Source organism: Pseudomonas sp. PAMC25584 (genome assembly GCF_058135675.1).
Genome location: NZ_CM176870.1, coordinates 4,745,340 through 4,766,027, shown reverse-complemented (window position 1 = coordinate 4,766,027; position 20,688 = coordinate 4,745,340). Strand labels below are relative to the sequence as shown.

Sequence of the window (20,688 nt, the reverse complement as noted above, 5' to 3'; positions counted from 1 at the left end):
GCCGGCTGGCGCGTTATTCCTCCATCGGCTCGGTTGAGTCGGACCTGACCAGCGCAGTGCCGGTTGAATCCACCCGGGCTTCATCGACTGCCAGGTCGTTACCGGTTTGCAGGTAGTACTGGCGCAAGGCGTTGAGGCTTTGCGCCGACCAGGGGTTACCGCTGAAGTCCGATACCTCGTCGAGCGGCGCGGCCATTTCCAGAAGGTCGGTGGGCAATCCTTCGATCAGGTTGTCACTCACGTCCAGGGTGTGCAGTTCAGGCAGGCCAAACACGCCGCGAGGCATTTCGCGCAGGGCGGTGTCGGGCAGGTACAGCGACTCCAGTTCGCTCAGGCGACTGACGTCCGGTGACAGTCCCAGCGGGTTCTCGCTCAAATCCAGATAAACCAGGCTCTTCATCTCGGCCAATGCGCTGATGCTCTGCGGCGTCAATTGCACAGCGGACTCGGTCAGGCTCAGGGTGCTCAGTTCGGTCAGGCTGAACACGCTGTGTGGCACAGTGCCAAGGTGGTGCTTGGAGAGGATCAGCCTGCGCAGTTTCGGGAAGCACCTGAGTAACCCATCAACCCCGGTAATGCTGCCTTCACCCTCGATTTCGAGGGACGACACGTGGTCAAACTGCGCGCTCAGTTCCGGCAGGTCGCCCAGGATGTTGGTTTCAAACACCAGCTTATGGGTGGGTTCGAGGCTGTCGTGGTCGTCGTCCATTTCGCTTTCGCGGCGCCAGGCGTCTTCCAGATAGGTTTTGAACGCCTGGCGGTGGAGCTGATCCTGCGCGCGTGTTTGTTCATCCAGTGGCACATCCAGGATCGGGTGGCGGGTTGGAACGTCCAGCATCCACAGTCGCAGGTCTTCGCGCAGTGTTTTGTATTGGTCTTCCAGGCGCTTGAGGGCCGGCTCTGCCGCGTCCAGGTCACCCGGCAATTCAAAGAAAAAGCGATTGGCTTCGCCGTCGGTGAACGTGGGGTACAGCGCTTTGATCCGGTCTCGCAGGGCGGTCGGCGCGTCGGCCTGGAAATGCCCGCCGATGCGCTGGCTGTAGCGCTTTATCTGCGACAGCGCCGCCCTGGACAGCGGGTTGCGCGAGAGGTCGAAGGCGCCGGTGACGGTGCTGGATAAACCGAACGCGCCAGCGGGGATCTCGCTGATCAGGTTGTTGCTCAGGTTGACGCACTTGCGCTCGACGGCGGTCAACAGGCTGTTGGGGATAGCCTCCAGGCCGGTGGCTTGCAGGTTGACGCTGACCAGTCTGGGCAATGCGCCGAAGTCCGGGAGCCGCGCCAGTGGGTTGTGGCTCAGGTCTAATTGTTCCAAGTGGTCCAGCGTCGCCAGAGACGCGGCGCTCTCGGCTGACAGCGTGATGCGGCAATGGGGCAGGCGCAGGGATAACAGTTGTGGCAAGTCGAATACCGCGCCGGGGATATCGCCCAGCCCATACTGCTCGATAGACAGGTGGCTCAGCGTCGGGAACCCTCTGAAAAACAGGCTCGATTGCAGTGGGAAGGGGTCGCCCGCGCCGAGCAGACGCAATGAAGAAACATGGCTGAAGACGCTGTTGATGGCGGGGAATTCTCCAGTAAACGGGGAGGGGGTTTCCAGGCTGTACGTGGGAATGGCCTGGGGATGGCGTTCATCCAGCGCACTCTCCCGGCGCCAGCAAGCCTGGAGCGAGCGTTTGAACGCTTGGCGTCGTACTTGCTCCTCGGGCGTAGCGGCCTGGCGCGCCCAGGTTTCGAGCCCGGCAGACAGCTCTGCATAGTCCACTTCCAGTCGGGCCAATTCGATCTGGCCCATTTCCAGGTTGCCCGGCAGGCCAAAGATGAAGCGGTTGACTTCGTTCGCGCTGAAGTCTGGGAACAGCGTATTGACGCGCTGGATGTCGACATTTGATGCGTCGATATCCCAATAGCGGCCGGTCCGTTGGAAGTAGGCTTTCACCTGCTCAAGGCTCGGTCGTGACAGGGGGTTGCCGGACAGGTCAAGGGTGTGGCGGGCGTCTGCGGGCAGCTCAAACAGCGCGCTCGGTAACTGTGTGATCCGGTTGTAAGACAGCGCCGCCAGTTCCAGTGCCGGTCGGCTGAGCAGACCATCGGGCAGCGCAGAAATGCCGGTGTGGGAAAGGTCCAGGTATTGCAATTCAGGCATGTTGGCAACGCTGGGCGTGGACCCCAGCGGGTTGTTGAACAGGTCCAGGGCGCGCAGCCTGCTCATGGCCGTCAGGGCGCTTAGATGCTCGGGTGTCAGGGTGATGTGGCAGTCGCTGAGAATCAATGCGTTGAGATGAGGCAGGCGGCTGACGACCGGCGGCAGTTGGCCCAGTTGGGCATGGCTGATGCTCAGGTAACGCAGCCTGGGAAAACTGCGCAAGAACGCCTCGACATTCAATGCGCGCCGGTCGCCGAACAGTTCCAGGTAGGAGATGTGTTCGAAGTTGGCGCGCAGCGCCGGCAACTCTCCGTGGAGCGGGTAGGGCAGCCGGAGTTTCTGACCATTGCGGGCGGGTGGGTCGAAGTAGTGGTCGGCCTCGGTTTCTCGGCGCCAGCAACGCATGAGTTCACGCGAGAAGAGGTGGCGATTTTGCCGCACATCGAGGTACTCCTGACGGCTCATGTTCACCTCGCTATCCGGGTAGCGCCTTGGCGTGCCGGCTTCCCAGGCGGCCACGTCCTCACCGAGCTGCAGGTACTCCTGGCGCAGCGCGGTGAGGATCGGCAAGGCGCCGCCCGGACGGTTGCCGAGGTCTTGCAGCAGTTCACCGATTTGCTCATCGGTATGGGCAGGAAACAGCGCGCGGGCCAGCCCATGCAAATCGGGCTCGGCCGCCGGGGCTGCAGGCGCCGGGGCATAGTTGTCCATGCCCAGCAGGCGCAGGTGCGTGCGCGTGTCGGTGGGCGCGCGGGCCGTTTGGGCGGTGATCAGCGTGCGTGCGGCTTGGCGTTCCAGTGTGTGGTTGCGCAGTGCCTGGCGCAGGGCGGGGCCTTGGCCGATGCGCAGGCCCAGGGCATCGCGCTCGGCATCGGGCAGCGCCTGGAGGATGGCACTGTACAGGTCGGTTGGCGCCGACAGCGGGCCACGGCTGTCTTGCGGGGTGTAACGGCCGTCGGCGGAGCGCACCAGCACACGCTTGATGCGCGCCTTCGGTTTGCCGATTGCATCAATCAGGCCGTCGTCGGCATCTCTGATCTCGAGGCGCAGCTTTTTCCGCGCCCATCCCGGTAGACGCTCCAGGGAATGCAGGGCCAGTCGATGGGTGTCCGGCGTGTCCGTCGAGTTCAGGTACAGCCCTTCGTAGGCCTGGGTGATGCGGGCTTCGTCGCGCAGGGTTTGAGCCAACGGGTGCAGGCGCGGCGGGACTTTTCCTTGGTCGACTTCCTGCAGTTCCAGGCTGTTGGCGCTGTCCAGCACGGCATCGGCGGCGCTGAGCGGTAGGCCGGGCGTGTGCTCGCGCATGACCTGCTGCCGAGGGTTGGTGGGGCTGTCGAGCCTTTGATAGCGCGCATCGAACAGTTCGCGCCGATGTGCCTGGGCCAGGCCCGCCAGCTTTTTCCTGAGTTTGAGCGCCTGGTTGTGCAGGGAGGTGACCGGGTCGCCGAAGGCTTCCCCGAGCAAGGTCTTGCGTTGCGCCTTGTCGAGGCTTTCCAGCAGGGCCTTCAGCAAGTCGCCGTTGCTGAGTTGGGCGTCGTGCAGTTGCACCACGCTGGCGTTGGTTTCGCCGGGCAGCTCCCACAGGGTTCGGCCTCGAGCGTCCAAAAAGCGCAACGTCTTGGTTTTTGGCCACAGGCCCAGGTTGGCGAGCAGGTGCAGTTGGGTCTGCCCATCGGCCCGTGCGTAGATCGCCGGGTCGTCGCTGTTCATTTGATCGATGAAGTCCTGCAGCGTCTGGTCGATCTTGAACCGTTGCAGCGTATCGGTCAGCAGCGGCGGCGGTGTGTGGCGGTTGAGGTACAGGCTGCGTAGCGCGCCGTCGTCGGTGGCGCTGATGCGCTGCGCCGTCGTCAACTGATCGTTACTGAGGCCTTGGGTGTGAGGGCCCTGGCGTTTCATCAGGGTCAGGCTGTCCCAGCTCAGCGGGTTGTCCAGTTCGGTCAGCCAGGCGCCTTTGCCGTTGCTCCTCAGGGGCGGGCGGTAGGCGTTGGTGCGCGTGGGATGCTGCAGGTAGGGCTGTTGCGTGACGGGATCGGTCTGGACCACGAACGGTTGGTCCGCGAGCTTGAGGATCTGCGTGCCATTGTGGGCATGCAGGCCCTCCGCGTTTGGGTAGGCATGCGGCGCCAGTTGCAGGTCGTGGGCATAGGGCGTCAGGTCGGGTTTCCACAGGCGGGTCTTGCCATCGGGCAGCGTCACCGGCTTGAGGCGCTCGAAAAACCGCAGCGCCTCGGCGGGCAGCAATGCGCGCAGCGCGCCGCTGGCCAGGGGCGCGCCGGCGATGAACAGGCCCAATTGCACGCCTTGCTCCACGCACGACAATAAATGCTTGAAGGCTTCGGTCACGTCGCCCACGGCCCAGTCGACGATCCATTCAAAGGCGTCATCGAGCATCTGGTAGGCGCTGTAGCCGAGCATCAGCAGGCCCACCGGCGGGACGAAGGGCGCGGCCACGAATGCCGCGATTTGCAGCAGTGCCGAGGCGATGTTGCGCACGATGTCCCAGCGTTCCCAGCGCGCTTTCTGATCGGCGCTGGCGGTGGACACGGCGAGGGTGCGGGCATCGTTGAATACCTTGCTGAGTTTGCGCTGGAACAGGTGGCTGAACAGGTTGCCGCTGATGGCGGTGGCGCGGAGTGCCAGGTGTGGCTGGTCGATGGGGGTTTCGCGCCAGGACGGCAGCGGGTCGCCGCGTGTGTGCAGGTGCCAGCTGACGTTGGACAGCCTGCGATTGAGGTCGGCGAAGAATGGGCCGCGCTCTGCGTGATTGACGAAGCGGCTGAAGAACTGCTGGTACTCGGCGCTGCGCAGGATGTTCCCGAGTGCAGTCATGAAGGCCACGAGCGTGGGGTACTGTTTGAGCGGCGCGTAGGGATCGTCGGGGATATAGGCGATCAGGCCCACCGGTTGGCGGCTGCCGATGTTCTCGGCAAACAGCACGATGCCGGTGAGGGTGCTCGACATGATCGTCAGGTCATAACACAGCAGCGGGTAGCAGGTGTTGCGGCTGTCGTCGGCGTTGAGCAGGCGTTGCAGCAGCGTGAAGGACTGATCATCGCGCAGGTCTTTTTTCATCCGGGCCATTTGTAGCGCGACGCTCAAGTCCGCCGCCTGGCTGTGCTTGAGCTTGCCTTGCAGGCTTGCCGTGGCCACCGGGTTGTTGAAGTCGAAGTACTGCTCAAGGTAGCGCTGGTAGTGGCCGCCGATGTCCAGTTCGCGGCATAGCGCGGTGAACTGCGCGATGCTGATCTGTGCGTCGACGGCCGGCAGGGGCTCGAATTGCCCGCTGCTCGTGGGTGGGGTGATGAAGCCGGAGTGCGCTTCATAGTGTTCGTCGGCTTCGAAGTTGTGCAGGGCCGCCTCGAGCAGCGAGACGGTCCACGTCCTTGCCGCCCCAGTGCGCACGGGAAACCATGGGATGGTCTGCGCAATATAGAGCCGCAGATAGGTGGTCCTGACATCCAACTCGATACCGAACCGCTGCTTGAGCCGCTGTTGCAGCAGCGGCGCGCCGAAGTCTTGCGGCGATTTCAGGTTGGCCATCGCCTGGTCGACCTGCTGTTGTGCGCGCCAGGCGCTATTGACCCGGGTTTTCAGGGTGTCGTGGTCCTGGGCGGAGGCGCTTTTGTACCAGGCCGGGATGACTGGCTGCACGTTGCTCAGTGCGGCGCGCTTGGCGGCGGAGGTGGCGGGCAGCCAGGCGGGCACGGCGTGCTCGAGGATATCCATGTGCAGGTCGCGATAGGTCGACAGGTCTGCGAGTTCGAGGGGCGGGGTGGGTTGAGTCACGGGGAAACGCCTTTGCATGATGAACAGGCGTATCAGCAAAACAACATCGGGCGGCCGACGGGGGGTAGATAGATAGCAGGCCGCCAGCCAAGTTATGGCTATCCTGCTTGACCACCTGCCGTTGCGACCCGCGAGCGTTTAAACTGCGCCATTGCGATGCTATTTGTCGCATTGGCGTAAACCCGCCAAAATCGCGGGTTGGCGCTATAAGAAGTTGTCGCTTGGCGGCAAGGCCGCACTGAAAACTGTCCTTACAATCCCTGCATCGCCCGCCAGTTCCAGGCGGGCGTTCCTCTTCAGGAGACTCCGATGTCCGTTGAGCAAGCCCCGGTGCAACGTGCCGATTTCGACCAGGTCATGGTGCCCAACTACGCACCTGCCGCATTCATCCCCGTGCGCGGCGCAGGTTCGCGCGTGTGGGACCAGGCGGGTCGCGAGCTGATCGACTTTGCCGGCGGCATCGCGGTCAACGTGTTGGGCCATGCCCACCCGGTACTGGTCGGTGCCTTGACCGAACAGGCCAACAAGCTGTGGCACGTTTCCAACGTCTTCACCAATGAGCCGGCCCTGCGCCTGGCCCACAAGCTGATCGACGCGACCTTTGCCGAGCGCGTGTTCTTCTGCAACTCCGGCGCCGAAGCCAACGAGGCTGCGTTCAAGCTGGCCCGTCGCGTGGCGTTCGACCGCTTCGGCAGCGAAAAATACGAGATCATCGCGGCACTGAACAGCTTCCACGGCCGCACCCTGTTCACCGTCAACGTCGGTGGCCAGTCGAAGTACTCCGACGGTTTCGGGCCTAAGATCACCGGCATCACCCACGTGCCTTTCAACGACCTGGCCGCGCTGAAAGCCGCCGTGTCGGACAAGACCTGCGCCGTGGTGCTGGAACCGATCCAGGGCGAGGGCGGCGTACTGCCGGCCGAGTTGGCCTACCTGCAAGGCGCCCGCGAACTGTGCGACGCCCACGACGCGCTGCTGGTGTTCGACGAAGTGCAGACCGGCATGGGCCGCAGCGGCCACCTGTTCGCCTACCAGCACTACGGTGTAGTGCCGGACATCCTCACCAGCGCCAAGAGCCTGGGCGGCGGTTTCCCGATTGCCGCCATGCTCACCACGGAGGCGCTGGCCAAGCACCTGGTGGTCGGCACCCACGGCACCACCTACGGCGGCAACCCGCTGGCGTGCGCGGTGGCGGGGGCGGTGTTCGATGTGATCAACACGCCTGAAGTGCTGGCCGGCGTCAACGCCAAGCACGACCTGTTCCAGGCCCGCCTGGAACAGATCGGCAAACAATACGGGATCTTCAGCGAAGTGCGCGGCCTGGGCCTGCTGCTCGGTTGCGTGTTGAGCGACGCCTGGAAAGGCAAGGCCAAGGACGTGTTTAACGCGGCCGAGAAAGAAAACCTGATGATCCTGCAAGCCGGCCCCGACGTGGTGCGTTTTGCGCCGAGCCTGGTGGTGGAGGATGCGGACATCAATGAAGGCCTGGACCGCTTCGAACGTGCGGTAAAAACGCTGACGCAAGCCTGATAGCTACACCTTCTGTCGGCCGGACCCAGGTCAAATGTGGGAGGGGGCTTGCCCCCGATAGCAGTCTGTCAGTTGATACATCTGGTGACTGATACACCGCTATCGGGGGCAAGTCGAATCGTCGCACCGCCCCTCCCACATTGGGATATGTGTTGTTCCTGACCTGTCCGGTATTTTTTTCCTATGAGTTTTTCGAGTTAAGGAGTGACACCATGCTGGTGATGCGCCCCGCGCAAATGGCTGATCTGGGCGAGGTACAGCGTCTGGCTGCGGACAGCCCGATTGGTGTCACCTCCTTGCCGGATGATGTGGAACGCCTGAGCGACAAGATCGCCGCGAGCGAAGCGTCCTTCGCCGCCGAGGTCAGTTTCAACGGTGAAGAAAGCTATTTCTTCGTGCTGGAAGACACCGAGACCGGCAAACTCGCGGGCTGCTCGGCCATCGTCGCCTCGGCCGGCTACTCGGAGCCGTTCTACAGCTTCCGTAACGAGACCTTTGTCCACGCCTCCCGCGAGTTGAAGATCCACAACAAGATCCACGTGCTTTCCCAGTGCCATGACCTCACCGGCAACAGCCTGCTCACCAGCTTCTACGTGGTGCCCGAGCTGGTCGGTTCGCCGTGGTCGGAACTCAATTCCCGTGGGCGCCTGTTGTTCGTTGCCAGCCACCCCGAGCGCTTTGCCGACTCGGTGGTGACCGAAATTGTCGGCTACAGCGACGAGCACGGTGATTCGCCGTTCTGGGACGCCATCGGGCGCAACTTCTTCGACCTCAACTACGCCGCCGCCGAGCGCCTGTGCGGGCTGAAAAGCCGCACGTTCCTCGCCGAGCTGATGCCGCACTACCCGATCTATGTGCCGCTGCTGCCGGATGAAGCCCAGGAAGCGATGGGCCAGGTGCATCCGCGTGCGCAGATCACCTTCGACATCCTCATGCGCGAAGGCTTCGAGACCGACCACTACATCGACATCTTCGACGGCGGCCCGACGCTGCACGCACGGATCTCGGGCATTCGCTCGATCGCCCAGAGCCGCGTGGTGCCAGTGAAGATCGGCGAGCGGGTCAAGGGTGTCGGTCGCCAGTACCTGGTGAGTAACGCGCAGTTGCAGGATTACCGCGCGGTGATGCTGGAACTGGACTACGCGCCCGGCAAACCGGTGACCCTGGACCTGGAAGCGGCCGAAGCCCTGGGCGTCGGTGAAGGCGCCAGCGTGCGTTTGGTTGCGGTTTAAAGCAGAGTTTTGCGGGTGGCCTGAACGGGCGGCCCGTCTGAGGAGATAGCATGATCGTTCGTCCTGTACGCAGCAGCGATTTACCAGCCCTGATTGATCTGGCGCGCAGCACCGGCACCGGCCTGACCACCTTGCCGGCCAACGAAGAACGCCTGGCCCACCGGGTTGGCTGGGCGGAAAAAACCTTCCGTGGCGAAGCCGGGCGCGGGGATGCCGACTACCTGTTCGTGCTGGAAAACGACGAAGGCCGCGTGGTGGGCATTTCCGCCATCGCTGGCGCCGTCGGCCTGCGCGAGCCCTGGTACAACTTCCGGGTCGGCCTGACCGTCAGCGCCTCCCAGGAGCTGAATATCTACCGCGAGATCCCGACGCTGTTCCTGGCCAACGACCTCACCGGCAACTCCGAACTGTGCTCGTTGTTCCTGCACGCCGATTACCGCAACGGCCTCAACGGCCGCATGCTGGCCAAGGCGCGCTTGCTGTTTATCGCGGAGTTCCCGCAGCTGTTCGGCAACAAGATCATCGCCGAGATGCGCGGCGTGTCTAACGAAGCCGGGCGCTCGCCGTTCTGGGAAAGCCTGGGCCGGCACTTCTTCAAGATGGAATTCAGCCAGGCCGACTACCTCACTGGCGTGGGCAACAAAGCCTTTATCGCCGAGCTGATGCCGAAATTTCCGCTGTACAGCTGCTTCCTCTCCGAGGATGCGCGCAACGTGATCGGCAAGGTCCACCCGGACACCGAGCCGGCGCTGAGCATGCTCAAGAGCGAAGGGTTCAGCTACCAGGGCTATGTCGACATCTTCGATGCCGGCCCGGCGGTGGAATGCGAGACCAGCAAGATTCGTGCGGTGCGCGACAGTCAGTCGCTGGTGCTCGCCATCGGCACGCCGGGGGACGACGCCACGCCGTTCCTGATCCATAACCGCAAGCGCGAAGAGTGCCGCATCACCGCCGCACCGGCTCGCCTGGCGGCAGGCACGCTGGTGGTCGATCCATTGACCGCCAAACGCCTGCAACTGGTGGTGGGCGATCAAGTGCGTGCCGTACCGTTGTCCGCTGCTCGGGAGTCGAAATAATGAATTCGCTGTATATCGCAGGTAGCTGGCTGGCTGGCCAGGGTGAACTGTTCGAGTCGCGCAACCCGGTGACCCAGCACGTGCTGTGGGCCGGTAAGGGCGCCAGCGCCGAGCAGGTCGAATCCGCCGTGCAGGCCGCGCGCCAGGCGTTTCCGGCGTGGGCCCGGCGTTCGCTGGAAGAGCGCATCGCCGTGCTCGAAGCCTTCGCCACTACCTTGAAAAAACGCGCCGATGAAATCGCCCGCTGCATCGGTGAGGAAACCGGCAAGCCACTGTGGGAATCGGCCACCGAAGTCACCAGCATGGCCAACAAGATCGCGATCTCGGTGCAAAGCTACCGCGAGCGTACCGGCGAGAAGAGCAGCCCGCTGGGCGACGCCACCGCGGTGTTGCGCCACAAGCCCCACGGTGTGGTGGCGGTGTTTGGCCCTTACAACTTCCCCGGTCACCTGCCTAACGGCCATATCGTCCCGGCGTTGCTGGCGGGCAATACCGTGTTGTTCAAGCCAAGCGAGCTGACCCCGAAAGTCGCCGAGTTGACCGTGCAATGCTGGATCGAAGCGGGCCTGCCGGCGGGCGTGTTGAACCTGCTGCAAGGTGCGCGGGAAACCGGGATCGCCCTGGCGGCCAACCCGGGTATCGACGGGTTGTTCTTCACCGGCTCCAGCCGCACCGGCAACCACTTGCACCAGCAGTTCTCCGGGCGTCCGGACAAGATCCTCGCCCTGGAAATGGGCGGCAACAACCCGCTGGTGGTGGATGAAGTGGCCGACGTGGATGCGGCGGTGTACACCATCATTCAATCGGCGTTTATCTCGGCCGGCCAGCGCTGCACCTGTGCCCGTCGCTTGCTGGTGCCCGAAGGCGCCTGGGGCGATGCGTTGCTGGCGCGGCTGGTGGCGGTCAGCGCGACGATTGCCGTCGGCGCGTTCGACCAGCAACCGGCGCCGTTCATGGGCTCGGTGATTTCCCTGGCAGCGGCGAAAGCCTTGATGTACGCCCAGGAACTGCTGTTGGCCAACGGCGCCGTGGCGCTGCTGGAAATGACCCAGCCGCAGGATCAGGCTGCGTTGCTGACGCCGGGCATCATTGACGTCACCGAGGTGAGCGAACGTGCCGACGAAGAGCTGTTCGGCCCGCTGTTGCAGGTGATCCGCTACGCTGATTTCGCAGCGGCGATTGCCGAAGCCAACAACACCCAGTACGGCCTGGCCGCTGGCTTGTTGTCGGATTCCGAAGCGCGTTACCAGCAGTTCTGGCTGGAAAGCCGCGCCGGGATCGTCAACTGGAACAAACAATTGACCGGCGCCGCGAGTACCGCGCCGTTCGGCGGTGTCGGGGCATCGGGCAACCATCGCGCCAGCGCCTATTACGCGGCGGATTATTGTGCGTACCCGGTGGCGTCGCTGGAGACCCCGAGCCTGGTGGTTCCAGCCACACTCACCCCCGGCATTACACTGATCTAAATGTGGGAGGAGGCTTGCCCCGATAGCGGTGGATCAGTCACCTGATTCATCAACTGGCAGACTGCTATCGGGGGCAAGCCCCCTCCCACATTTGGTTGGTGGTGTATTCAAGTCATTAGATGCCTATAAAAACAGATGTTCGTGGAGCCTCGCCGATGAAATCCTATGAAGTCAATTTTGACGGTCTAGTGGGGCCGACCCATAACTACGGCGGTTTGTCCTACGGCAACGTCGCGTCCCAGAGCAACAGCCAGCAGGCTTCCAACCCGAAGGAAGCGGCGTTGCAGGGCCTGCAAAAAATGAAAGCGCTGATGGACATGGGCTTTGTGCAAGGCGTGCTCGCACCGCAGGAACGTCCGGACGTGGCCACCTTGCGCAACCTCGGCTTCAGCGGCAGCGATGCCCAGGTCATCGAGCAAGCGGCCAAGCAGGCCATGCCGCTGCTGGTCGCCAGTTGCTCCGCGTCGAGCATGTGGGTGGCCAACGCCGCCACCGTCAGCCCGAGCGCCGACACGGCGGATGGCCGCGTGCATTTCACCGCCGCCAACCTCAACTGCAAATACCACCGCAGCATCGAACACCCGACTACCAGCCGCGTGCTGGGGGCGATGTTTGCCGATGCGAAACACTTCGCCCACCACGCCGCGTTGCCGGCGGTGGCGCAGTTCGGCGACGAAGGTGCGGCCAACCACACACGTTTCTGCCGTGACTATGGCGAGGCGGGCGTCGAGTTTTTCGTGTTCGGCCGCAGCGCGTTCGACACCCGTTACCCGGCGCCGCAGAAGTACCCGGCGCGCCAGACCCTCGAAGCGTCCCAAGCCGTCGCCCGCCTGCACGGCCTGAACGATGGCGGCGTGGTCTTCGCCCAGCAGAACCCGGCGGTGATCGATGCGGGCGTGTTCCATAACGATGTGATCGCGGTGGGCAATGGCGAAGTGCTGTTCTATCACGAGGACGCGTTCCTCAACACCGAGCAGATGCTTGGCGAGCTGCAGGCCAAGTTGGGCAAGTTGGGCGGTAACTTCCAGTCGGTGTGTGTGCCGCGTGCCCAGGTCAGCGTCGAAGACGCCGTGCGTTCCTACCTGTTCAACAGCCAATTGCTGACTCGCGCCGACGGCTCGATGCTGCTGATCGTGCCGGAAGAGTGCCGCGCCAACACGCGCGTCTGGCAGTATCTGCAGGGCCTCACCGGTGCCGGTGGTTTGATCCGCGAAGTCAAGGTCTTCGACCTCAAGCAAAGCATGCAGAACGGCGGTGGCCCGGCGTGCCTGCGTTTGCGCGTGGCGTTGAACGAAACCGAGCTGGCGGCGGTGAACCCTGGGGTTATCATGACCGCGCCGTTGTATGAGACGCTGACCCAGTGGGTCGACAAGCACTACCGCGACAGCCTGCGCGAAAGCGATCTGGCTGACCCGCAATTGCTGGTTGAGTGCCGGACGGCATTGGATGAACTGACGCAAATCCTTAAACTGGGCGCGGTATATCCTTTTCAGATCAATTAATGCCACACGGCTGAGAGCTATTTATGAGCACCGATACCCTGCAACTGATCCTTGAAGACACCGACGGCACCCAACTGGAAACCTCCTGCACCCGCGTTGCCGTGATCTGGCAGGGCAAGGAAGTCTGGATTCAGCACGACGGCCGTGGCCAACTGCTGATCGGTGTGGATGTGGAAGAAGGCGACGCCGAGTACGCCAACCTGCTGATGCGCCCACTGGCCACCAACCTGATGAGCCTGCAACTCGAAATGGAACCGGCCGAGGTTGAGGGTGACGACGACGATCACGTCCACGGCCCAGGCTGCAACCACTAAGGAAGCTGCTTATGCTCGCCCTCGGCAAACTCCTTGAACTGACGCTCGCCGGTCGTGAACCGGCGCAAAAAATTCAACTGACTGTCGACGGCGTGCAGATGCGCTGGCTCAGCGAAGGCGCGCTCGAAGTGCGCCCGCCGCAAGCGCGGGACAACGGCAGCGACGTGCTGCTGTCGTCCGGCATCCATGGCAACGAAACCGCGCCGATCGAACTGCTCGACCGCCTGTTGCATGGCATCGCCCGTGGGGAGATCAAGCCCCGCACCCGTATTCTGTTCCTGTTCGGCAACCCCGAGGCCATGCGTCGCGGCGAGCGTTTCCTCGAACTGGACGTCAACCGGCTGTTCAACGGTCGTCACGAAAAAAACATCGGCCCTGAAGCCATGCGCGCCGCCGAGCTGGAACAATTGGCTCGCAGCTTCTTCAGCCTGCCTGGCCGTGCGCGCCTGCATTACGACCTGCACACCGCCATTCGTGGCTCGAAGGTCGAGCAGTTTGCGCTCTACCCGTGGAAGGCCGGGCGCCAGCATTCACGCCACGAACTGGCCCGCCTGAACGCTGCCGGCATGGAAGCAGTGTTGCTGCAGAACAAGAGCTCGATCACTTTCACCGCGTTTACCTACGAGCAGTTGGAGGCCGAGGCCTTCACCCTGGAACTGGGCAAGGCGCGGCCGTTCGGGCAGAACCAGGGCGTGAATGTTTCCCGCCTGGAGCTGCGCCTCAAGCAGATCATCGAAGGCACCGAGCCTGAGACTGACAGTCTGGAGGGGTTGAAACTGTTCGCCGTGTCGCGGGAAGTCATCAAGCACAGCGATGCTTTCCTGCTGCACTTGCCGGCGGATGTAGAAAACTTTTCGGAATTGGAAAAGGGTTATCTGCTCGCCGAAGACGTCGCCAAGACCCGCTGGGTGATCGAGGAGGAGGGTGCGCGCATCATCTTCCCCAACCCGAAGGTTAAGAATGGCTTGCGGGCAGGGATATTGATCGTGCCGACCACGGACGCGGGCTTGGCATAGGTCTCAAGACGTAACCGGATTCAAATGTGGGAGGGGGCTTGCCCCCGATAGCGGTCTCAGTTAAAAAATTTCTGACTGTTACACTGCAATCGGGGGCAAGCCCCCTCCCACATTTTGTTTTGCAGTGTTGCTTAAACCGCTACAGCCCGTGGCTCGCTGCGGCGGATTGCACGCACCTTGTGCAAGGTGTCGGCGCACGTGCGCGCAGCTTCCTGGCCCTTGTGCACGAAATGATCATGGAAAAAGGTGTGGTGCTCGCTGCCCGCGTGGAAGTGGTGCGGGGTCAGGGACACCGAGAACACCGGCACTTCGGTTTCCAGCTGAACCTGCATCAGGCCGCTGACCACCGATTGGGCCACGAACTCGTGACGGTAGATGCCGCCGTCCACCACCAGGGCCGCGGCAACGATGCCGGCGTAACGGCCGGTCTTGGCCAGCAGCTTGGCGTGCAGGGGCATTTCAAAGGCGCCACCGACTTCGAAGAAATCGATGTCCGATTCCTGGTAACCCAGGGCGATCATTTCGCTGAGGAAGCCTTTGCGCGATTGGTCGACAATGTCCTTGTGCCAGCAGGCCTGGATAAACGCGACGCGCTCGCCGTGGTGGTTTTTGCTTTTGCTGTCGATTGCGGTGGGTTGCATGTTCTGACTCCTGTTTAAGAAAAAAACAGGGCGTTATGAATCGAATGGGATTTAAGGGTACGACCCGCTGGGTCATGCAAGCATGAACTCCGCGCGCGGCCCTTTGGTGCCAATCCCGTTCTCTCTTCATCCGGACTATGACCGTCGGCCCCGGGATCACACCGGGTCTGCTGACCTTGTCGCCGTCCTGCCGGAGCAGTTCGAGGCGCCAAGCGCTCGCGGGCTATGCACATTGCGCGCAATTACCGCCGGTGGGGAATTGCACCCCGCCCTGAGAACGTTGCCGCCAGAACCCTGGCGGCGGAGAGTTTTTAACATGGTTTTTCAGAAACTGCACGATTGCCGTATCGATAGCCTATATCGGTTTGTTCGATCGATATTCGATTGACGCTGCATGGGACTTGATATTCCGTCGCTTTACCCGCAGTAATCGTCAGTACGAAAAAAAGCCCAACCCGTCAGAGGCCAGTTTGATGACCGTGATAGACCTGCGCAGCGACACCGTGACCCAACCCACCCCCGGCATGCTCGATGCGATGGCCTGCGCCGTCAGCGGCGATGACGTGTATGGCGAAGACCCCAGCGTCAACCGCCTGGAGGCCGAACTGGCCAAGCGCCTGGGGTTCGCTGCGGCGTTGTTCGTGCCCACCGGCACCATGAGCAACCTGCTGGCGTTGATGGCCCACTGTGAGCGTGGCGAGGAATACATCGTCGGTCAGCAGGCCCACACTTATAAGTACGAAGGCGGCGGCGCGGCCGTGCTGGGTTCGATCCAGCCGCAACCGTTGGAGGTGCAGGCGGACGGTTGCCTCGATTTGGATCAAGTGCTCGAAGCGATCAAACCCGATGATTTCCACTTCGCCCGCACCCGCCTGCTGGCGTTGGAGAACACCATGCAGGGCAAGGTATTGCCGCTGGAATACCTGGCCAAGGCGCGTGCGTTTACCCGTGAGCATGGGCTGGCCCTGCATCTTGACGGCGCACGGCTCTACAACGCGGCGGTCAAGCTCGACGTGGACGCGCGGGAGATTACCCGGCATTTCGATTCGGTGTCGGTGTGCCTGTCCAAGGGCCTGGGCGCGCCGATTGGTTCGGTGTTGTGCGGTTCCACGGCGTTGATCGCCAAGGCGCGGCGCCTGCGCAAGATGGTCGGCGGCGGTATGCGCCAGGCCGGTTCCCTGGCGGCGGCCGGGCTGTATGCCCTGGACCATCAAGTGCAGCGCCTGGCCGACGACCACGCCAACGCCCAATGGCTGGGGGATGAACTGCGCAAAGCCGGTTATACGGTGGAGCCGGTGCAGACCAACATGGTCTATGTACAGCTCGGCGACCAGGCGCAGGCCTTGAAGGTATTTGCCGCCGAGCGCGGCATCAAGTTGAGCGCTGCGCCGCGTCTGCGAATGGTCACGCACCTGGACGTGAGCCGGGCGCAGATCGAGCACGTGGTGCAGGCATTCGTCGAGTTTTCTCGGAAATGACAGTGCAGACTGTCTAATTGACTGTTTCTATCACATAAACACGCTGTACCACCGGCAAAGGGCCGATATAATGCGGCCCTTTGCCGTCGCTCCGTCTGATGATGTTGCGCACTGGCCTTTGGCCTCAGACTCCGTGGAAGAACCTAATGAAAAGCGCAGAAATCCGTGAAGCCTTCCTTCGCTTCTTCGAAGAGCAAGGTCACACCCGTGTCGCCTCCAGCTCCTTGATCCCAGGCAATGACCCTACCCTGCTGTTCACTAACGCGGGGATGAACCAGTTCAAGGACTGTTTCCTGGGCCAGGAAAAGCGCGCCTACACCCGCGCGGTCAGCAGCCAGAAATGCGTGCGCGCCGGTGGCAAGCACAACGACCTGGAAAACGTCGGCTACACCGCCCGTCACCACACGTTTTTCGAAATGCTCGGCAACTTCAGCTTTGGCGACTATTTCAAGCAAGATGCGATCACCTTCGCCTGGACCTTCCTCACTGGCGTGCTGAAACTGCCGAAGGAAAAGCTCTGGGTCACCGTCTACGCCAGCGATGACGAGGCCTACGACATCTGGACCCAGCAAGTCGGTGTGCCGCCTGAGCGCATGGTGCGTATCGGCGACAACAAGGGCGCGCCTTACGCCTCCGACAACTTCTGGACCATGGGCGATACCGGCCCGTGCGGCCCTTGTACCGAGATTTTCTACGATCACGGCGCCGATATCTGGGGCGGCCCACCGGGTTCGCCAGAAGAAGACGGCGACCGTTACATCGAGATCTGGAACAACGTGTTCATGCAGTTCAACCGCACCGCCGATGGCGTGCTGCATCCGCTGCCGGCGCCGTCGGTGGACACCGGCATGGGCTTGGAGCGGATCAGTGCGGTGATGCAGCACGTTCACTCCAACTACGAAATCGACCTGTTCCAGAGCCTGCTGGCCGCTGCCGCCAAGGCCATCGGTTGCGCCAATGAAGAGCAGGCATCGCTCAAAGTGGTGGCTGACCACATCCGTTCCTGCGGTTTCCTGATTGCCGACGGCGTGCTGCCGTCGAATGAAGGCCGTGGCTACGTGCTGCGCCGTATCATCCGTCGCGCCTGCCGCCACGGTAACAAGCTGGGCGCCAACGGCAGCTTCTTCTACCAGATCGTCGCGGCGCTGGTCGCCGAAATGGGCGAGGCCTTCCCGGAACTCACCCAGAACCAGGCACACATCGAGCGCGTGCTCAAGGCTGAAGAAGAGCAGTTCGCCAAGACCCTGGAACAGGGCCTGAAGATCCTCGAGCAAGACCTTGCCGGCCTGCAGGGCAGCGTGGTGCCGGGCGACGTGGTGTTCAAACTCTACGATACCTACGGTTTCCCGATGGACCTGACCGGCGACATCGCCCGTGAGCGCAACCTGACCCTCGACGAGGAAGGTTTCGAACGCGAGATGGAAGCCCAGCGTGTACGCGCACGTTCCGCCAGTTCCTTCGGTATGGACTACAACAGCCTGGTCAAGGTTGACGTGGCCACCGAGTTCACCGGCTACAAGGCCACCCACGGTTCGGCCAAAGTGATCGCCCTGTATAAAGACGGCCAGTCGGTCGACGTCCTGAGCGAAGGCGATGACGGCGTGGTGGTCCTGGACCAGACGCCGTTCTACGCCGAATCCGGTGGGCAGATTGGCGACTGTGGTTTCCTCAAGGCTGCTTCCGGTCGTTTTGATGTACGCGATACCACCAAGACCGGCGGTGCGTTCCTGCACCACGGCGTGCTGGCGTCGGGCAGCCTGACCGTCGGTTCGCCGGTGGAAACCCAAGTGGACGCCGACGTGCGCCACGCCACTGCGCTGAACCACTCGGCCACCCACTTGCTGCACGCTGCACTGCGCCAGGTGTTGGGCGAGCACGTCCAGCAGAAGGGTTCGTTGGTCGACAGCCAGCGCCTGCGTTTCGACTTCAGCCACTTCGAAGCGATCAAGCCTGCGCAGATCAAGGCCTTGGAAGATATCGTCAACGCCCAAGTGCGTAAGAACACCCCGGTGGAAACCGAGGAAACCGACATCGAGACCGCCAAGGCCAAAGGCGCCATGGCGCTGTTCGGCGAGAAGTACGGCGACAACGTGCGTGTCCTGAGCATGGGCGGCAACTTCTCGGTGGAACTGTGCGGCGGTATCCACGCCAACCGTACCGGCGACATCGGCCTGCTGAAAATCATCAGCGAAGGCGGTGTTGCGTCCGGTGTGCGTCGTATTGAAGCGGTGACCGGCGCTGCGGCCCTGGCCTACCTCAATGCGGGCGAAGAGCAACTCAAGGAAGCGGCCAGCCTGGTCAAGGGCAGCCGTGACAATCTGATCGACAAGCTGTCCGCCGTGCTGGAGCGCAACCGTGCCCTGGAGAAACAGCTGGAACAGTTGCAAGCCAAGGCGGCCAGCGCGGCAGGTGATGACCTGTCGGCTTCTGCCCAGGACGTCAAGGGCGTGAAAGTCCTGGCGGTACGTCTGGACGGCCAGGACGGCAAGGCGTTGTTGGCCTTGGTCGATCAGTTGAAGAACAAGCTCGGCCGCGCAGTGATCCTGCTCGGCAGTGTCCATGAGGATAAGGTCGTTCTGGTTGCCGGTGTAACCAAAGACCTGACTGGCCAACTCAAGGCCGGTGATTTGATGAAGCAAGCCGCTGCGGCAGTGGGCGGGAAGGGCGGTGGTCGTCCGGACATGGCACAAGGCGGTGGTGTTGATGCCGGTGCCCTGGACGCGGCCCTGGCCCTGACCGTGCCGTTTGTCGAGGCAGGTATTTAAGGCGCTGTGAATGAGCCCGTGGTCTAGTCACGGGCTCGCTCGGTTGCTGGAAGATTGGTTTATTGGGCGCCCCTTTACGGGCTGAGGCGGCTTAGAAATGGCTTTGATCGTACAGAAATTTGGAGGCACCTCGGTCGGCTCTGTCGAAAGAATCGAGCAGGTCGCCGACAAGGTTAAGAAATTCCGCGACGCCGGCGATGACCTGGTGGTGGTGCTGTCGGCCATGAGCGGCGAGACCAATCGCCTGATCGAACTGGCCAAGGCCATCAGCGGCGATCAACAACCGTTGGCGCGTGAGCTGGATGTGATCGTGTCCACCGGCGAGCAGGTGACCATTGGCCTGCTGGCCATGGCGCTGAACAAGCGCGGTGTGCCGGCGGTGTCCTACACTGGCAGTCAGGTGCGTATCCTCACCGACAGCGCGCACACCAAGGCGCGAATCCTGCAAATCGATGATCAGAAGATTCGCGCTGATCTGAAGGCCGGTCGTGTGGTAGTTGTCGCCGGTTTCCAGGGCGTTGACGAGCACGGCAATATCACCACCCTCGGGCGTGGCGGTTCGGACACCACCGGTGTGGCCCTGGCGGCCGCGCTCAAGGCTGACGAATGCCAGATCTATACCGATGTGGACGGCGTCTACACCACTGATCCGCGCGTGGTGTCCGTGGCCCAGCGCCTGGACAAGATCACCTTCGAAGAGATGCTGGAAATGGCCAGCCTCGGTTCCAAGGTGTTGCAGATCCGTGCGGTGGAATTCGCCGGCAAGTACAACGTTCCGCTGCGCGTATTGCACAGCTTCAAGGAGGGTCCGGGCACCCTCATTACTATTGATGAAGAGGAATCCATGGAACAGCCGATCATTTCCGGCATCGCTTTCAACCGCGATGAAGCCAAGCTGACGATCCGTGGCGTGCCAGACACCCCGGGCGTTGCGTTCAAGATCCTCGGCCCGATCAGCGGCGCGAACATTGAAGTCGACATGATCGTGCAGAACGTTTCGCACGATAACACCACCGATTTCACCTTCACCGTTCATCGCAATGAGTACGAAGCGGCCGAACGTATCCTGCAGAACACCGCGAGCGGGATTGGCGCCCGTGAAGTGGTCGGCGATACCAAGATTGCGAAGGTGTCGATCGTGGGTGTGGGCATGCGTTCCCATGCTGGCGTTGCCAGCCGCATGTTCGAGGCTCTCGCCAAGGAAAGCATCAATATCCAGATGATCTCCACGTCGGAAATCAAAGTCTCGGTAGTGATCGAAGAGAAGTACCTGGAACTGGCTGTACGCGCGCTGCATACCGCTTTTGAGCTGGACGCTCCGGCCCGACAGGGCGAGTGACGCAATGCCAGGAAGGCGCGGTTTACCGCGCCTTTCATTTTTTTGTAGGGTGCGTGTGTTTTGCACGGGCTCGACAATACTTAGCCGGTAGGGCTATGGCCGATGAGCCGTAGGTCGAAGGCCTTTTTTTGCAGACTGTTGTTCCTGAACTGAAGTGCGTGAGGTGAAAGGTATGTTGATTCTGACCCGTCGTTGCGCAGAAAGCCTGATTATTGGTGATGGCGAAATCACCGTGACCGTGCTCGGCGTCAAAGGCAATCAAGTGCGTATTGGGGTTAACGCTCCTAAAGAGGTAGCGGTCCATCGCGAGGAAATCTATCTGCGGATCAAGAAAGAGAAGGACGAAGAACCAAGCCTTTAATTTTTATCGTTTTTTATGTTTGCAAACGGGGAA

General features: G+C 62.2%; 13 protein-coding genes and 1 riboswitch. Of the genes, 11 read left to right on the top strand and 2 right to left on the bottom strand.

Translation table 11 applies throughout. The annotated features are described in order from the left end of the window. Positions 1–13: 13 nt before the first annotated feature. Positions 14–5,935 carry a dermonecrotic toxin domain-containing protein gene (locus ACS5Q8_RS22105; protein ID WP_465159400.1) on the bottom strand — a complete coding sequence of 1,974 codons (5,922 nt, stop codon included), beginning with the start codon at positions 5,933–5,935 and terminating at the stop codon, positions 14–16. A 309-nt stretch (positions 5,936–6,244) separates the two neighbouring features. Here ACS5Q8_RS22105 and ACS5Q8_RS22100 point away from each other — a divergent pair, with 309 nt between their 5' ends. From ACS5Q8_RS22100 to astE, 7 genes are all read left to right on the top strand, one after another. Further along, positions 6,245–7,465 (top strand): aspartate aminotransferase family protein, encoded by a 1,221-nt coding sequence (locus tag ACS5Q8_RS22100; RefSeq protein ID WP_443695566.1) that lies wholly within the window; start codon positions 6,245–6,247, stop codon positions 7,463–7,465. Between the two features lie 212 nt (positions 7,466–7,677). Beyond that, positions 7,678–8,697, top strand: a complete 1,020-nt coding sequence (gene aruF / locus ACS5Q8_RS22095) for an arginine/ornithine succinyltransferase subunit alpha (RefSeq protein WP_426102589.1) — start codon at positions 7,678–7,680, stop codon at positions 8,695–8,697. 50 nt (positions 8,698–8,747) lie between these two features. Beyond that, positions 8,748–9,773 (top strand): arginine N-succinyltransferase, encoded by a 1,026-nt coding sequence (astA, locus tag ACS5Q8_RS22090; RefSeq protein ID WP_276194500.1) that lies wholly within the window; start codon positions 8,748–8,750, stop codon positions 9,771–9,773. Continuing rightward, the gene (astD, locus tag ACS5Q8_RS22085) at positions 9,770–11,239 is read left to right on the top strand and encodes a succinylglutamate-semialdehyde dehydrogenase (protein ID WP_276197984.1); all 1,470 of its coding nucleotides are present in this window, start codon (positions 9,770–9,772) and stop codon (positions 11,237–11,239) included. The genes astA and astD overlap by 4 nt, the downstream gene beginning before the upstream one ends. 155 nt (positions 11,240–11,394) lie before the next feature. Then, positions 11,395–12,741 (top strand): N-succinylarginine dihydrolase, encoded by a 1,347-nt coding sequence (gene astB / locus ACS5Q8_RS22080; RefSeq protein WP_465159399.1) that lies wholly within the window; start codon positions 11,395–11,397, stop codon positions 12,739–12,741. 23 nt (positions 12,742–12,764) lie between these two features. Further along, the gene (locus tag ACS5Q8_RS22075) at positions 12,765–13,055 is read left to right on the top strand and encodes a topoisomerase II (protein ID WP_247395951.1); all 291 of its coding nucleotides are present in this window, start codon (positions 12,765–12,767) and stop codon (positions 13,053–13,055) included. A gap of 11 nt (positions 13,056–13,066) precedes the next feature. Then, positions 13,067–14,071, top strand: coding sequence for a succinylglutamate desuccinylase (astE, locus tag ACS5Q8_RS22070; RefSeq protein ID WP_443695562.1), 1,005 nt, complete (start codon positions 13,067–13,069; stop codon positions 14,069–14,071). 131 nt (positions 14,072–14,202) lie between these two features. On the opposite strand, the gene ACS5Q8_RS22065 is transcribed toward astE, so the two are convergent. Beyond that, positions 14,203–14,712, bottom strand: coding sequence for a 6,7-dimethyl-8-ribityllumazine synthase (locus ACS5Q8_RS22065; RefSeq protein WP_276194497.1), 510 nt, complete (start codon positions 14,710–14,712; stop codon positions 14,203–14,205). Positions 14,713–14,825: 113 nt separating this feature from the next. Next, positions 14,826–14,995, bottom strand: a riboswitch (FMN riboswitch). A gap of 190 nt (positions 14,996–15,185) precedes the next feature. Between ACS5Q8_RS22065 and ltaE the strand changes: the two genes are divergently transcribed. The 4 genes from ltaE to csrA all read left to right on the top strand — a co-directional run bounded on the left by ltaE (position 15,186) and on the right by csrA (position 20,655). Then, positions 15,186–16,190 carry a low-specificity L-threonine aldolase gene (gene ltaE, locus ACS5Q8_RS22060; protein WP_247395946.1) on the top strand — a complete coding sequence of 335 codons (1,005 nt, stop codon included), beginning with the start codon at positions 15,186–15,188 and terminating at the stop codon, positions 16,188–16,190. A 146-nt stretch (positions 16,191–16,336) separates the two neighbouring features. Beyond that, positions 16,337–18,955 carry an alanine--tRNA ligase gene (gene alaS, locus ACS5Q8_RS22055; RefSeq protein ID WP_276194496.1) on the top strand — a complete coding sequence of 873 codons (2,619 nt, stop codon included), beginning with the start codon at positions 16,337–16,339 and terminating at the stop codon, positions 18,953–18,955. Between the two features lie 97 nt (positions 18,956–19,052). Continuing rightward, complete coding sequence (locus ACS5Q8_RS22050) at positions 19,053–20,294, top strand: aspartate kinase (protein ID WP_253398261.1); 1,242 nt, start codon at positions 19,053–19,055, stop codon at positions 20,292–20,294. A 172-nt stretch (positions 20,295–20,466) separates the two neighbouring features. Beyond that, a complete protein-coding gene (csrA, locus tag ACS5Q8_RS22045; RefSeq protein ID WP_003175645.1) occupies positions 20,467–20,655 on the top strand; it encodes a carbon storage regulator CsrA in 189 nt (62 codons plus the stop codon). The last annotated feature ends 33 nt before the right edge of the window (positions 20,656–20,688 follow it).